A 16,186-nucleotide genomic window follows, 5' to 3' on the forward strand; every position below is an offset into this window, starting at 1 on the left:
CATTTCGGTTTGCAGCGTAACCAAAACCAGTATCAATCTTAACCTTCTCTTTGACTGTACCGGTTTATTATTTAAAGATTGGGTAAAGTTTGCCGCCTTATTTCAGTATTAGCACGTAGGAATTGCTACGATAAAGGTTCAAAATCAGAGATTTTCCTGAATCGCTGTAAATTGTAGCAGTTGCACCGACTCAAGCTGCTCTGCCGGGGTAGCTGGTGACTGAGTGTAGGGATCAACAACGGCAAATGCAATCCTCAATCTCGTTCGCAGCCCGAATCTGCTCGCCTGAACCAGCTTTGGAGAATACAGCTCGTTATGGAAGCTATCAATCTTACACAATTGACATCTTTTTCCGCACCAGCCAACGACCTGGCTTCCCCTGTTCATCCAGAGAGCCTGGTTTTCGTTGACTCGCGGATTTCCCACTACGAACCATTTTTAACCGATCTTGCCCCCACCAGCCAAGCCATTCTCCTAAATTCCCAGCAAGACGGTATCGAACAAATTCGCGAAACATTGACTGCGTATCAGGACATTGAAAGCATACATATTGTTTCCCACGGCGACGCCAATCGCCTGCAGTTGGGGTCCGCCACCCTCAGCCTGGATACACTAACCAACTACCGGGAAACCCTGCAAGCTTGGTCGGATGCCCTCAGCGATACAGCCGATATTCTCTTGTACGGTTGCAATATCGCAGCAACCCAAGCCGGCAGCGAGTTGGTAGAGCAACTAGCAGCACAAACCGGTGCTGATGTAGCGGCTTCCACTGACTTAACTGGTGCCGAGGCGTTAGGCGGCGACTGGAATCTAGAAAAAACTACAGGGATCGTTGAAACAGACTTGCCATTTAACAGCCGTGCTTTAAGCAACTTTAACGGTTTGCTCGCTACCACCACAAAAGTGATTGGGGAAATTGGCGTCTTCGCCGGTCTGACCCATTCCCTGCAAACCATCTCCCTCAACCACAGCTACGAAAATCCCGTTGTCTTTGCCCAGCCTTTATCGTATTTTGGTGGCGACCCGGCAACCGTTCGCATTGCAGACATACAAAGCGATAGTTTCGATGCGTTTGTCCAAGAACCCAACTACGAAGATGGCGGCCATATCGAAGAATCCTTTGGTTACTTGGTCGTAGAAGCTGGAACCTGGGAATTGGAAAATGGCAACCTATTGGAAGTGGGAAGCCTCGACAGCAACCTCCTGGCTACCGAGGGATGGGAAACCGTCTCCCTGAGGCAAGATTTTGCCGAGACGCCGTTGGTGTTTAGCCAAGTGCAAACTGACAACGGCAGGGATTTCGTGCGTACTCGCCAGCAAAATGCCACCGCTAGTGCCTTTCAGGTAACCATGGAAGAAGAAGAGGCATTGGAAAATAGCGGCCATACCCAAGAGACCTTAGGATGGATGGCTGTATCTGCGGGAAATGGAGAGATTGACGGCAATGCCTACCTAGCAGATACGACCGGTACCGCAGTCACCGATGATTGGTACACCATTGATTTTGGTGGTTTGTTGGGCGCGGGAGACGAAGAATCGGAAACAAACACCCAACCCTTTTTGGCTTCTATAGCTTCTTACAACGGTAGCGACCCGTCGGGATTGCGATATAACCACCTCAGCAGCAACAGCGTCGAGATTAAAATTGAAGAAGAAACCAGTGCCGATGCCGAAACCAGTCACACCGCAGAAGTGGTGAACTTCATCGCCTTTGCCACGGGTGGTTTGCTAACCGCAGTAGAAGACATCGACGATACGGCAGCTCCCACAGCTACCCTCAACGCACCTACTTTCAACACCTTCACAAGCAGCGACAGCAGCTACGAATTTACCGTTACCTACGAAGACAACGTGGGTGTTGATGTCTCCAGCATCGACGACAACGACCTGCGTATTGTTGCTCCCGACGGTAGCGAAACCACCGCCACTTTGGTTGGCGTAGACAACAGCAGCAACGGCACACCGCGGACGGCTACCTACGAATTGGCCGCACCGGGAGGAACTTGGGATTTGCAAGAAAGCGGCACGTACCAAGTGGTGCCAGTGAGAGCTGAAGTGAGCGATACCAGCGGTAATTTTTTCGTGGATGCGGACCTGGGAAGCTTTGAGGTCAATGTTAGGGAGATAGATGTCAGCAACCAAATTGTGGGCGAAGTTGGTACTTTTACCGGACTAACCGAAAGCAGCCAAATCATTTCCCTGGATAATATCTATCAGAACCCGGTGGTTTTTGCCCAACCCCTCTCCTACAATGAATCCGAACCAGCCACCGTACGCATTGAACAGGTAAACGGCGACAGCTTCACGGTCAAAATCCAAGAACCCAGCAATGAAGATGGCATCCATACTGAAGAAACCTTTAGCTACTTGGTGCTAGAAGCCGGTAGCTGGGAACTCAGCGATGGCACCTTGCTGGAAGTGGGTTCGCTGCAAAGCGATAATCTGGTGCAATCCGACGGTTGGGAAACGGTTTCTCTCTCCCAAGAGTTTAGCGATGCGCCTGCGGTCTTTAGCCAGGTGCAAACTTTTAACGGACCGGACTTCGTACGCACCCGCCAGCAAAATACTACCGCTAGTAGCTTCCAGCTAGCTATGGAAGAAGAGGAAGCCTTGGCGACATCCGGTCATACGACAGAAACCATCGGCTGGCTGGCGATGGAAGAGGGGACTGGCAATTGGGATGGTCGCTCTCTGGTGGTGGGCAAAACGGGCGATCGCGTAACGGAAGATTGGTTTACCATAGACTTTGGTTCTACCTTCAGCAACGCCCCGCAGTTCCTCGCCTCTTTGGCCAGTTTCGACGGTGCTGATTCCTCCGGTCTGCGGTACAACAACCTCACCAACAGCAGCGTAGACATCAAAATCGAAGAAGATACCAGCCGCGACTCAGAAACCGGTCACACCAACGAAGAAGTCACCTACCTCGCCATCGGAGGGACCGGTTCCCTCACCGCCATCACCGAAACAGCCGTGGGTCCGGGAGAACTCGCCTTCCAGCATGCGAACTTTGCCGTGCGCGAAGATGGTACTCCCATCGCTGAAGTGGTGGTGGTACGGGAAAACGGCAGCCAGGGGGATGTCAGTGCTACCCTCGAACTGACAGGCGGAACCGCCAGCCCCGAAGATTACAATAGCAATAACATCGAAGTTTCCCTCGCCGACGGCGAAACCGCCACCAGCGTTGCCATTCCCTTAGTGGACGATGCCTTAGAAGAAGGCAACGAAACGCTCCAGCTTGCCCTCACCGCACCCACTGGTGGCAGCACCCTAGGTAGCCAAGACACCGCTACCCTGGTCGTAGTAGAAAACGACATTCCCCTGCCAGAAAGTTCCCAAAACGTGGTCTTTCCCAACGATGCTGGTGTGGTAGATGTTCGCGATTACGGTGCCATTCCTGACGACGGCGTAGACGATACCGCCGCCATTCAAGCTGCTTTGGACGACCATCCCTCCGGCAACCACATCATTTACTTCAGCAACGGCGTGTACAACATCAGCGACCAGCTTACCTTTGCCGACACGCAAAAACGCAATATCCTGCAAGGACAAAATCGCGACGAAACCATTCTTAAACTCGAAGACAATCTCGACTTCGACCAATCCGTCATCTTCACCGGTACCCCACCCGCCCAGCGTTTCCGCAACAGCATCCGCAACCTCACCGTAGACATTGGCAGCGGCAACCCCGAAGCCACCGGCATCAGCTTCATGGCTAACAACCAAGGCACCCTCAGCGATGTTAAAATTGTCTCTGCCGACGGTCAGGGCAACATTGGGTTGGACTTGGCACCGGATGAAAACGGACCTTTGTTGGTTAGCAACGTTCATATCATTGGCTTTGATGTGGGCATTCGCACGTTGAACCCCACCGCCAGCCAGACTTTGGAAAACGTGCGTCTGGAAGGGCAAAACCAGTACGGATGGACGAATTTCAACCAAAGCGTCTACGTCCGCAACTTGCAAAGCATCAATGAGGTAACGGCGGTTTGGAACCAGCCAGATGGGGGAAGCGAGTTTACCCTTTTGGATGCCAATCTCCTAGGCGTGGGCGAAGCGGCTGGGGAACCGGGGATTTGGAACCAAAAAGGCATGTACGTCCGCAACGTGGAAACGGCGGGATACGATTTGGCCATTCTGCAAGATGACAAGGGTCGGGGCAACGAGTCGCAGCCAGATGGGTTGGTGGCGGAATGGATTGCCCGCGGCGAGTTTGCAAGTTTATTTGAAACGCCGGGAACCATGCTGAATTTGCCGGTTGTCGAAACCCCCGATGTTCCTTGGGATGATTTAGCAGATTGGGCGAGTCCGCTGGAATTCGGCGGTACGCCTGACGACGGTATTGACGATACCGATGCCATTCAAGCAGCCATTGATTCTGGTGCCAGTACGGTTTATCTACCCAATGGTGTGTGGAATTTGGATGGCACAGTAGAGTTGCGGGGCAACGTGCAACGCTTTCTGGGAACGGAGGCGGATTTGCAAAGCAGCAACCTCACTGGCAGCATCCGTTTGGCAGATGGGACACCTTCTACAGTGGTGGTGGAACGTCTGGATGCCGGTAGCATTACCTTCGTCCACGATAGCGATCGCACGATGGTCTTAGCCCATTCTATTATCAATGCCTACGAAAATACCGCCCCAGGCACCGGCGACTTGTTCGTGGAAGATGTCAGCGGCGGACCTTGGACCCTGACCAACCAAGATGTCTGGATGCGGCAAATCAACCCCGAAACCACCTCCTCGCCGCGCATCCTCAACGACGGCGGCAACCTATGGATTCTCGGGTACAAAACCGAAGACGAAGGCATCATCGTCGAAACCACCAACGGCGGACAAACGGAACTCATTGGTGCCTTCCTGCTCAATGGCGACTTTGGCAACATCCCAGCCTTTGTCAACAACGAGTCCTCCCTCAGTTTGGTTAGTACCAGCTACCGTTCCTTCAGCGGTGACTCGGTAACCATCGGCGTGGAAGAAACCCGCGACGGCGTTACCCGAACCCTTGACGGTCTGCCAGCGTACTACAGCGGTATCTAGACTTTTCTGATTCCCCACCGGACCCCATGGTGGGTTCGGTGCTGCCATTTTGTTTATCGAGCAACTCCTTATGCCATCGAACCCCATGTCTGGATCGAACACCCATCTCCGCATTGCCTGGCTGCTAACCTCAGCCTTCTATTATTGGCATCCCACCCTCAGTGCTTTCACCAAACGGTTCGGACAAACCACCGCCTTTGCCGCCAACTGGCGCGGGTACGCCCCGGGATTTGAAAACACCTTTGCCGTAGAAGTGGTAGGCAAACGTCAGGTCATTTCCCTGAAGTCCCAGGTCACCGGCTACCGCCCCAGCTTTACCTACCTACCCCTAGGAATTGTCAAACGCCTGCTACAATTTCGCCCCCAAGTCGTATTTAGCAATTCCTTCGGCATGTGGACCCTACTCGCCTTGCTGTGCCAACCTTGGGGGCAATGGCGCACGGTGATTGCCTACGAAGGCAGTTCCCCTAGCGTGGATTACCGCAACGCCCCTGTGCGGCTGGCGTTGCGTCGTGCCATGGTGCGAGCGGCCCATGCCTGCATTACCAACAGCCAAGCTGGCAAAGACTATCTAATTGATGTTCTGCAAACCCCACCGGAACGGGTTTTTTTGCATCCCTACGAAGTCCCCGGCACCCAGTCTTTCACCAAGGCCAACTTGCCCCTAGAAACCTCTGCCCCGGTTTTTCTCTTTGTCGGCGGCCTCATTCCCCGCAAAGGGCTGAACTTCCTCCTGCAAGCCTGCAGCCAACTGCAACAGCAGGGATATCGCGACTATACGCTCCTCATTGTTGGCGATGGGGAACAGCGAGGGGACTTGGAAACGTTCACCAACAACCACGGTCTCGACGGGCAGGTCCGCTGGGTGGGCAAGGTTCCCTACCAGGAATTGGGTCCGTATTTTCACTGTGCCGATGTTTTGGTCTTACCCACCTTAGAAGATACCTGGGGCATGGTGGTTCTAGAAGCTATGGCTGTGGGCAAAGCGGTGCTGGTCTCCCAATATGCCGGTGCCTGCGAACTGGTAACTGACGGCGAAAACGGCTATCGCTTTGACCCCTACCATCCCCAGCAACTTGCCAGTCTTATGGCCAATTTCATCCAAAATCGCGAACTTGCGGCTATGATGGGAAACAAATCCCAGCAAGTGATGGCGCAATACACCCCCCAAGCGGCCGCTGAATTTCTCCAAGACGTGACCCATTTCGTACTTGGCGATACGAACAACCATACCATTTCCTATCGCGATCGGGAGGAAGTTGCGTGAGTTCCCTGAAAGTACTGCTATCGGCGTATTCCTGCCGCCCTGGAAAAGGGTCGGAACCGGGCGTTGGCTGGCATGTGGTGCGAGAAGTGGCCAAATACCACCAAGTTTGGCTGCTGACCCGTGCCAACAACGTGGAAGCCATTACCAATGCCTGTAGCGCCAATCCCATCCCCAACTTACAGGTAATTGCCTGTTCGCTGCCGGCTTGGTTGGAAAAGCTCAACCACCAACAACGAGCCGTGCAGCTACACTACTACCTCTGGCAAATTGCCGCCTACCAGCAAGCCAAACCACTGCATCGCGAGATTGGCTTCGACCTCATCCATCACGTGACTTACGTGAAATATTGGTCCCCCAGTTTTCTGTCGCTGCTGCCGGTGCCCTTTCTCTGGGGTCCGGTGGGAGGTGGCGAATCGACGCCTCAAAGCTTTCACAGCAGTTTCTCCTGGCGGGGGCGCACCTACGAATTTGCGCGCAATGTAGCCCGGATGTTGGCAGCGGCAGATCCGTTTGTCCGTATAACTGCCCGCCGCAGCGTTTTGGCCCGGGCAACTACGGAGGAAACAGCGCAAAAATTGCGGCAGCTGGGGGCGAAGCGTGTGGAAGTACAATCCCAACTGGGCATTTCAACGGCGGAGATTGCTCAACTGGGGGAACTCACCGGCAATTTATCTCCAAACGTACGGTTTGTAAGTGCAGGTCGGTTGCTGCATTGGAAGGGATTTCACTTGGGATTGCAAGCGTTTGCCGAAGCCGATTTACCAGCCGATGCCGAATATTGGATTGTTGGCGACGGACCCCAGCGCCAGGCTTTACAAAACCTGGCCCAATCTTTGGGGATTGCCCGGCAGGTGAAGTTTTTGGGGGCCCTTTCCCGGGAAGATACCTGGCAGCATGTGGCGGGAAGTTGGGCGTTGGTGCATCCTAGCTTGCACGAGTCAGGGGGATTGGTTTGTCTGGAGGCGATGGCGGTGGCTTGTCCGGTGATTTGCTTGGATTGGGGAGGACCGGCGATTTTGGTTTCGCGCGGGGCTGGGTTTAAAGTTGTTGTAGAGCATCCCTACCAAGTGGTTACCGATCTCGCCCACGCCATGACTCACTTGGCGACCCATCCCGAACAGGTAACGTTGATGGGACGGTTGGGAAGAAACCACGTGCAAACGGCTTTTGCTTGGGAGATTAAAGGGGGCGCGATCGCTTCTTTATATCAGACTTTAGCGACCAACCACCAAAAGTTCGATCTGCTATCCATGCCAGGAGGTGTCCGTGATTAGCGTCGTTATGGCTACGTACAATGCTTCTCGCTTTGTGGGAGAAGCTATTGAAAGCATCATTGCCCAAACCTATCCCCACTGGGAACTCATTGCCATTGATGATGGTTCCACCGACAATACACGAGAAATCTTGCGGACATATGCCGCCCAAGATAGCCGCATTCGCATCATTCAAGCCGAACATGGAGGGGCCAGTCGCGCCCGTAACTTGGGCATACAAGCCGCCCAATATCCTTGGATTGCGGTGATGGATGCGGACGATATTGCCCTGCCCCAGCGTTTTGAAAAACAAATCCAGGCTGCCCAAGAAAAGCCCCACGTGGTGGCTTGGGGATCGGCTTTCCATCACATCAATGCTGCCGGCAAAATTCTCAGCCTTTCCCATTTGGGTCCGGAAACAGAAAAACAATTTTACGAAATGCGCCAAGCTGGTCATGTTGTCAACTTAAACAATCCTACGGTGCTCTTAAAAAGAGAAATTGCCTTGAAAGTGGGTGGCTACGACCCCCATACCCTCGCCGGTCACGATTTGGATCTGCTGGACCGCATGGCGGCGTACGGTCCCATTTTGGCACTACCGGACCCTTTGCTGCTTTATCGAATTCACATGCAAAGCATCTCCATGCAGCGCTTTTTTTTACAACGGCAAGCTATGCGTTATGTCAGACACCGCCATTTGGCACGTTTGGCTGGCAAAGATTTAACTTTGGAAGAATATCTGCAACAGCGCCAGCAGAGGCCCGCTGTCGAACGGGCAGCAAAATATTTGGAAACCCTGGGAATTTTCTACTATCGCAAGGCGGGATTGCTGGTAGGAGAAGCAAACTATCTCTCGGCTGTTTTTCACTTAGGACTTGCGATCGTTTGCAATCCTGGTTACGCTTTTCCAAAAATTTGGGGGCAAGTGCTATCGCCGAAAACGCGAAAAATGGTGCAAAAATCGGCTAGTCGCCAGTAATAATTGCGGTGGAGAGGGGATCGCAGGCGTTTTCCGAACTGTTTTTCTAAAATTTATTTTATGAATAGCAAATCAAAGGGGAAATAAGCAACCAAAAACTTAAATTTTTCTTGCCAAAGGCAAAAGGGAGTCTTCTTCAAGTATGAATGTTATTATTTTCAATAGCTTGCTGCTACCGGCTTCGCAAACGTTTATTCGCGCGCAAGGGGAAACCCTGAAAACATTTACTGCTTATTATGTGGGATCGCGTTTGGTACCGGGTTTGGAACTGCCGCGCGATCGCACTTTGGTGGTCAACCCGGGAACCGCCACTGGCAAACTCCAGGAAACTTGGTTTAAATTGACTGGGTCTGCCCCTAGGATATACCAGCAAATCCAAAATCTCCATCCTGCCCTGATTCATGCCCAATTTGGACTGAGTGGCGTCTTAGTTTTGCCCTGGGCGCGATCGCTACAAATCCCCCTTATCGTCCACTATCGTGGTGCCGATGCCACCCTCACCGCCGCTTCTTCTCGCTTGACCTCCCTCAACCACTGGCTTTACTTTCAACGTCGGGAAACCTTAAAACAACAAACCACCCTATTTCTCACGGTTTCCCAATTCATCAAAACCAAACTGGAAGCACAAGGATTTCCCAGCAACAAAATCCATCCCCACTACCACGGCGTCGATATTAGCCAGTTCCAACCCCAATCCCACATCCAGCGAGAACCAATTTTGCTGTTTGTCGGTCGCCTCACAGAGAAAAAGGGGTGCGAATACCTCATCCGCGCCACTGCCGAAATTCAAACCCAACGCCCCGACGTACGATTAATCATAATTGGCGATGGACCTCTGAGAAAACCCTTAGAAAACCGCGCGCAAAAGACCCTGCATCGTTACGAGTTTCTCGGGATGCAACCCCAAGAAACTGTCAAACAGTGGATGAATCGCGCCCAAGTTCTGGTCACCCCAAGCGTTACCTCTTCGATAGGGGATTCTGAAGGCTTACCCAATGTGGTCTTGGAAGCGCAAGCCATGAATCTCCCCGTGGTGGCAACGGTTCACGCTGGCATTCCCGAAGGCGTAATTCACGGCAAAACTGGTTTCCTAACTGCAGAACGAGATATAGAGGGATTGGCTAAGTACAGCTTGCAGTTGTTGCAAGATAACCATCTCTGGCAGAAGTTTAGCCAGCAAGGTCGCCAACACGTAGAAACCAATTTCGACCGCGACAAGCAAACCCGCGTTTTGGAAGATATTTATCAATCGGTGGTCCAAGCGAAATGTTTTGTATAAACAATGTTACTACAAATTGGATAAATTTTCTGTTCTATTGCCATCAACGAAATTTCTATCCTTTTTTGCGCAGCATGAAACAAAACTGACCACAGTAGCGTAATTTCAAAGCATTGATTTTGGCAGGGGAACTGTGTTTGGTACGTCCGTACAAATCAATGGCTTGATTGATGGGAGAATCCCCGGGAAATAGTTTTAAAAACGATTTTACTTTGCGAAATCCGGTTTTAAATAGTAAAGAAACCACATCGATGCCGGGGCGAATTTCTTCAAGGTACAGACCCGCTGCTTCCGCTAAAACCTTAAATCCATAGGGCGTATAGTTCCAAACACTGTAGGAATGGTAGGGTTCTAAATAGGAAGTGGAACCAATAAAAAACCCACCCGGTTTGAGAACTCGTTGGATTTCTTTTAAAACGGCTTCTGGATAGCGTACGTGTTCAAAGACTTGTCGGCTGTATATTAGTTCAAAGCGATCGCTTTCAAAAGGAATATGAATGCCATCATAGGTATAAAATTCCGCATCCGTGCGAGTGCGCATTTTTACCGGCGGCGAATCTTCAATATCTAACCCCAACCAATGAACTTGGGGGGCAGCTTGTTGAAAATCGTCAAAGGAATGACCGGGTCCGCATCCCAAATCCATTACTTCTTGAATGTGGGGATTTTTCTCCAAAACTTGGTAAATGTAGTATTTAGAGTCTACCTGCCGGCTGTGGTCGTTGGGCAGGCAATCTTTTAACAGTGTATATAAAGAATCATCTTCGCGAGGAGGAACGACTTTTTTAACAGTTGCGCTCATTTTATTTATCTCCAGAAGTCCGTATGTTAGCAATTTGTTTTCCCCTTGGAAATTGGGGATTCTAAAGCCTCTACAATCGCCGCAACATCCACAGAAAAATTGCTATTTCGCGCGGTTTCCCCAGCACACCAATACTGGTAATCATGTCCCAATGTTTTGCATAAATAGTAGTAGTGGGGAATGACCTGGGGGGTGGGAAACAATTCCATGACCCACACGCGATCGCTAAAGAGCAAATTTGTCAACCCTGCCCCGTGGGGAGAAATGACGGATTCCGCATCGTAAAATAGTTCAATTTGTTCTTCAATAGACATAGTATCGAGAACGTATCGTTGAAATCCGTAGGGTTCGATCGCAGCGAGCAATTCTTCCTCATTTTCCACGCAACGCTGCTTGCCTTTTTCCGTTTCGATGCGGGAAATATAAATCCGTTGGTTGCGCCGGCTGAGTCGTTTGGGTAAAATGCGATCGCGGAAATAGGATAAATACGCCCCAGGCAAACCAGCCGAAAACTTGCGCGTTAAAAATGGCAGAAAAATAAACTGTTCGGTTTGATAAAATTTATCCGGTTCTACAAATACAATTTTACAGTTATCCGGTTGCAGTTGCTTCAGGAAAAACGTTTCCACTGGACTTAACGGAGAAGCACACAGTAGTTGAATTTCTGGTAAATTTAGCTTTTGGCTGCATGTCAGTAAGAACAACCGCGGTAAATTATCCACCAGCGTGTGGTAGTAACCGTTGCGATGGGAACGAAACGTACTGCAAACCCCGGAAATGGTTTCTACTTTTTTGGCAGAGAGAAACGCACTTAGAAACATTTCTGGGTCCGTCTCCGTACTGATGGTATCGGCAATTGTTTCCCGCTGGGGAGAAAACAGAGCGTGATACCCACCGTAAAAGAGAGCGTTTTCTAAAAAAACAGCATCTAAATTGGGCGTTTCGTACTTGGTTCCCTGTAAAGGCTGAGCTTTGTAGTAAAACGACATGTCCGCAGCTTCCGGTGTAGGCACACTTTGGGCATCTAAAATATGAAGTTTCTGTAAATTCGGATAGCCTTCCGAGAGAGCAACGACACGTACGAACGTTTTACCGAGCAGCCTTTTTCCTTGTTTTTTAAGTTTTTGTAAAGCTGCCATTTGTAGGGAAGATTTTTTGCTTGACACTTCGCCGCGATCGCTTTTATCGTAGCCATATTTTCTCGAACTGTCAATTCGTTGGATTTTATTTTTTTCCTCTATTTTTAGTAGGAAATAGCGCGTATTTGTAAGCCTGGGATAAAGCCGTTAAAGCCGCCGGTTCGCCAAAGCGAGACAAAACCACCTGGTGAGCATTTTCTGCGAGTTGGCTGCCATATTCGCGATTGTCCAGAATTCGTAACGTGGTAGTCGCCAAGTCCGTCGGGTCTTGGGGATCGGCAAACTCGCAGTGACAGCCGTGGGTAAAATAATCCATCCAAGGGCGAATTTTGCCCAAAACCATCGGTGTTTTCGCTAAAGCCGCTTCCATTGCCGTACGACCAAAACTTTCCGCCGCAGATGCCGCCACAAAAACATCCGCCTCGGCATACAAACCAGCTACATCCTCTACATATCCCAAAAAACGCACTGAATTGTGCAAATCTTGGGCTTTTTCCTGACAGGATGCCAGTAATTCTCCCGTTCCTGCCACCACCAAAACCGCATGGGGATAGCGAGGCAATATTTGGCGGAAAGCCGCAATGGTAGCCAGGGGATTTTTGCGGGGGGTGAGGCGGGCGCAGAATAAAATCATAGGCGTATCGGGACTGATATGCAAGCGATCGCGCCAAGGTGTCTGAGACATGGTTACCGACGGGGGAGGTTCCATAATGTTGGGAACCACAAATACTTTTTCCTCAGGAATGCCAGCCTCTAGCTGTACTTGGCGTTCCAGTTCGCTAAGTACAATCACCGCATCCACAAATTCGCTGTTTGCCAGTTGTTTTTGCCGCCACTGACTGGTAGTGTGGGGTTCAAACGCACTCGGACCCCGCAACGATAGTACCACGGGAATTTGCGGCGCGATCGCCGGGCGCAGGGCTTGCAATCGCGGTGAAATCCGTGCTAGCCCGGTATGAAAATGTACCAAATGGCAAATATTTGCGTTAAAATACGTACGCAACAACCCCCAACCCAACTGACTTCCCGAAACCCTCTTGACCGGAAAATTGTAGTTACCTGCCAAGCGGTCAAAATCGCTTTTTTGTTGGTGCAACCATCCCCAAAACTGGACTTGACGGCCGAGGGAATATTCCGCCTCTGCCTGGCGCAAAGCGCTGAGTGTCGAACCGCCTACCGTTTGCGATCGCACAATGTGCAGAACTTTTAAACAAGAGAGCCTATCCATATTCATTTGATACAAGTTTGATTATAATTTTGGCATAAAACTGCCATTTTCCCGGGGGCAAACTTCCCCCTAGCTGTTCGTATTTTTCCTATCAAACCCGATCTACGCTGGAAGCGATGCATATTCTTAGCATCCACAACACCTACCAAATTCGGGGCGGCGAAGACGAATCCCGCGCCGCCGAAGAAAACTTATTGCGCGAACAAGGGCATCAAGTCGATATTTACGAAGAAAGCAACGATCGCATTGGACAAATTTCACCCATTTCCCTGGCATTGCGCACCATTTGGTCGGCAACCGCTTACCAAACCGTGAAAAAACACCTCACCCAAACCCCCATCGACTTGATTCACGTGCAAAACTTCTTCCCTCTCATCTCGCCTTCCGTTTACTACGCTGCCCGCCAGTTGGACGTTCCCGTAGTACAAACCTTACGAAACTATCGCTTAATTTGTCCCAACGGATTGTTTTTTCGCGACGGTGGCGTTTGCGAAGACTGTTTGGGGAAATTGATTCCTTACCCCGGCGTCGTACATGCTTGCTACCGGGAAAGCCGTACGGCCACTGGCGTTACAGCAGCCATGCTAGCCATCCATCGGACCTTGCGCACTTGGCTGTCTCAAGTCAATGTTTTTATTACCCTCAGCGAATTTGCCCGGCAAAAATTCATTGCGGCTGGCTTACCTGAGGAAAAAATCTTGGTCAAGCCCAATTTTGTCGATCCCGACCCCGGCATCGGTAGCGGTAGCGGCGGATATGTTTTGTATGTAGGCAGGCTGTCGGTGGAAAAGGGACTGGATACCTTACTGGATGCTTGGAAATCCCTCAAAACACCAGTGACGCTAAAAATCGTCGGCGATGGACCTTTGAGCAGGCAAGTGCAGCAAGCCGCCAGGGAAATGGAAAACGTAGAATGGTTGGGACGCCAATCCCTACAACAAACCTACGATTTGATGGGTGAGGCTATGGTTTTGGTTTTTCCCTCCAAATGGTACGAAACCTTTGGGCGAGTAGCCATAGAAGCTTTTGCCAAAGGAACGCCCGTCATTGCATCCAATATAGGCGCGATCGCGGAATTAGTGGCTTCCGAACGCACCGGATGGCTGTTTCAACCAGCAGATGCCAGCGATCTAGCCACCCAACTCGACTGGGTTATTTCTCATCCCCAACAGCGACAAGCTATGCGTAGCGAAGCCAGAAAGGAATTTGAGCGCTTTTATACTGCTGCCGCTAACTATCAAAAACTGATGGAAATTTACCAGCTTGCCAGTTGCCTGTAGAAACCGCTTTTCGTGCCAGCCAATATGTCCAAACGTCCCCTTTCGGTCGTCCTTCCCGCCGCGACAGATAGCAGCCACACCAGCACCCGGCGTCCCCTGTATTTCCAACTGTCCACGTTGGTTCTGTTTGGGTTTGCCACCATCTTTTATCCGCGGGTCCTGTCGGCAATGAAATTTCCCTCCATTGTCAACCTGGTTCATTTGGGGTTGGTGCCGTTGATTTTCCTGTTTGTGCTGGTGAAAACCAAAACCAAAGACCGCAAACAAATTGCAGCGGTTTGGGAATTGTTGGTGGCTTTGGCAATTTTTTTCGGCATCCACCTAGCCAGCGCCCTTCTGAATGGGGCCGGAGAGATTAATGCTGCCGTCAACTTTATTATGCTCGCCGAGCATTTTCTGTTCCTTACCGCGATCGCAGCCTTACCCCTTACCCCAGCCAAACTCCCACGATTCCGGGCTTTTTTCGTATTTGCCTCCTTCAGCAACATGGCTTTTGCCTACGTGCAACAATACGTCCTGCGCCTTCACTTAAAAGAAGGCCTTGCCGACAATATCAAAGGCGTTTTCATCGGTCAGGGTGCCGGTCACGTAATTGGGGCTTCCGTTGCTCTCACCTTCGGTCTGTATTACTTAGCCGATGCCAAGAAAATTCCCCTCACATGGCGGGTCATCGTCGCATTAGCAGCATTCTGGCACATGCTGATGGCAGATGCCAAACAAGTTTTGTTAGCCTTCGGCATCGCTGGTGGTGCCTTGCTGCTAACCAAATTCGACAATATTTTTGAAGCTTTAAAATATATCATCGGCGGCACCTTCCTGGTAGCAGCCTTCATCTGGTGCATGCAAAACGTTCCCGCGTTTGGAGCATTTAACACTTGGATGCGACCGGAAATTTACGGACCCGACGGCGAAGCCACTTTACTCAAAACCGCCACCTTTCGCGTCATTCCCCAATATTACGAATCGTGGTTGCATCCCTGGTTGGGATTGGGACCCGGCCATACTGTAGGACGTTTGGGCGGCTGGATGTTAAGCGATTATTCCGCCTTGCTGTCTCCGCTAGGGTCCACCCGACACCCAGCCAGCAGTCAAGTTTGGCAAGCCGTTGGTGCCAGTTGGCTGGGCGACCAATCGAGTATGTTTTCGCCGCTGTTTGGTTGGGCAGGCATTTGGGGAGATCTGGGATGGTTGGGTATGGCGTCCATTCTTTACATTTGGTGGGTAGTATGGCGTCGGTTTTGTTTTGATGACATTTCCCGATTTTTGGTCCTGACGCCCCTGGCATTTGGTTTAATTTTTACCCAAATGGAAGAACCAGGCTACATGTGCTACGTCACCACCATCATTGGTTTGCGATGGCAAGAACGCCGCTGCCAGCGTCAAGCTATCCAACCAGCACAGCAGTTAGAAAACCAACCACAATCCCTTCCTTCTGTCAAAACGAAGAGCTCAACTTCCCTCGGGACAAGGAAATCCAAACGCCGTTTTTCCCTCAAAATCCTTTGGCAGCGTTTGCTTTTATACGAAGACCCGCGTCTTTGAGCATACCCAGCATGAGAGCTAGTAGGGGCGCTTACGCGTTGCGCCCCTAAAAGGGCAATTAGAAAATTCCAGAAAATCATTGTTTTTTTAGAAATGGGATTACATGGAAAAGTGCGATCGCACCAAATCCGAGATGGGGAAACCACAATTTTTCTGTAGGGGGTTGAAACCGAGCGCGGCACTACTTCTATGCTTCGGCAAGGCTCAACATAAGCATTTGTATGGCTTTATGTACGTCGGATTTCGTATCAATTTTTTTCACCCGAGCTCGGTACGCCCCCTCTTCAAACCTCCCCACTCAAGTAAAACTTTCGGTAGCTTGGAATCCCCGTCGCTTTAGCGCGGGGAGGAAAAGCGCCTCGTGGGGCTTTAGCCCCATT

The 16,186-nt window shown here is 50.9% G+C and carries 10 protein-coding genes; 7 read left to right on the forward strand and 3 right to left on the reverse strand.

Annotated features, from left to right (window positions below):
- Positions 1-339: 339 nt before the first annotated feature.
- The 5 genes from AS151_RS11880 (at position 340) to AS151_RS11900 (ending at position 9,815) form a co-directional block, all read left to right on the forward strand.
- Entirely contained in the window at positions 340-5,037 is a 4,698-nt protein-coding gene (locus AS151_RS11880; protein ID WP_170861381.1) for a DUF4347 domain-containing protein, read from the forward strand.
- A gap of 85 nt (positions 5,038-5,122) precedes the next feature.
- The gene (locus tag AS151_RS11885) at positions 5,123-6,304 is read left to right on the forward strand and encodes a glycosyltransferase family 4 protein (protein ID WP_071517277.1); all 1,182 of its coding nucleotides are present in this window, start codon (positions 5,123-5,125) and stop codon (positions 6,302-6,304) included.
- Positions 6,301-7,578 (forward strand): glycosyltransferase family 4 protein, encoded by a 1,278-nt coding sequence (locus AS151_RS11890; protein ID WP_071517278.1) that lies wholly within the window; start codon positions 6,301-6,303, stop codon positions 7,576-7,578. Before AS151_RS11885 ends, AS151_RS11890 begins: the two co-directional genes overlap by 4 nt.
- On the forward strand, positions 7,571-8,536 hold the full coding sequence (locus tag AS151_RS11895; protein ID WP_071517279.1) for a glycosyltransferase: 966 nt from the start codon (positions 7,571-7,573) through the stop codon (positions 8,534-8,536). Before AS151_RS11890 ends, AS151_RS11895 begins: the two co-directional genes overlap by 8 nt.
- Before the next feature lie 142 nt (positions 8,537-8,678).
- A complete protein-coding gene (locus tag AS151_RS11900) occupies positions 8,679-9,815 on the forward strand; it encodes a glycosyltransferase (protein WP_071517280.1) in 1,137 nt (378 codons plus the stop codon).
- Positions 9,816-9,870: 55 nt separating this feature from the next.
- On the opposite strand, the gene AS151_RS11905 is transcribed toward AS151_RS11900, so the two are convergent.
- Genes AS151_RS11905 through AS151_RS11915 form a run of 3 tightly spaced genes read right to left on the reverse strand, consistent with a single transcriptional unit; the run spans position 9,871 to position 12,984 of the window.
- A complete protein-coding gene (locus tag AS151_RS11905) occupies positions 9,871-10,617 on the reverse strand; it encodes a class I SAM-dependent methyltransferase (protein ID WP_071517281.1) in 747 nt (248 codons plus the stop codon).
- A 26-nt stretch (positions 10,618-10,643) separates the two neighbouring features.
- The gene (locus AS151_RS11910) at positions 10,644-11,783 is read right to left on the reverse strand and encodes a glycosyltransferase family 61 protein (RefSeq protein WP_139240633.1); all 1,140 of its coding nucleotides are present in this window, start codon (positions 11,781-11,783) and stop codon (positions 10,644-10,646) included.
- A 58-nt stretch (positions 11,784-11,841) separates the two neighbouring features.
- Positions 11,842-12,984 carry a glycosyltransferase family 4 protein gene (locus AS151_RS11915; protein ID WP_170861382.1) on the reverse strand — a complete coding sequence of 381 codons (1,143 nt, stop codon included), beginning with the start codon at positions 12,982-12,984 and terminating at the stop codon, positions 11,842-11,844.
- Positions 12,985-13,100: 116 nt separating this feature from the next.
- On the opposite strand from AS151_RS11915, the gene AS151_RS11920 reads away from it, so the two are divergent.
- Both AS151_RS11920 and AS151_RS11925 read left to right on the forward strand, forming a co-directional pair.
- Positions 13,101-14,264 carry a glycosyltransferase family 4 protein gene (locus tag AS151_RS11920; protein ID WP_071517284.1) on the forward strand — a complete coding sequence of 388 codons (1,164 nt, stop codon included), beginning with the start codon at positions 13,101-13,103 and terminating at the stop codon, positions 14,262-14,264.
- Between the two features lie 24 nt (positions 14,265-14,288).
- Positions 14,289-15,806 (forward strand): hypothetical protein, encoded by a 1,518-nt coding sequence (locus AS151_RS11925; protein WP_071517285.1) that lies wholly within the window; start codon positions 14,289-14,291, stop codon positions 15,804-15,806.
- Positions 15,807-16,186: the final 380 nt, after the last annotated feature.

It is taken from the genome of Geitlerinema sp. PCC 9228, from assembly GCF_001870905.1.
In the GTDB taxonomy this organism is placed as follows: Bacteria; Cyanobacteriota; Cyanobacteriia; order Cyanobacteriales; family PCC-9228; genus PCC-9228.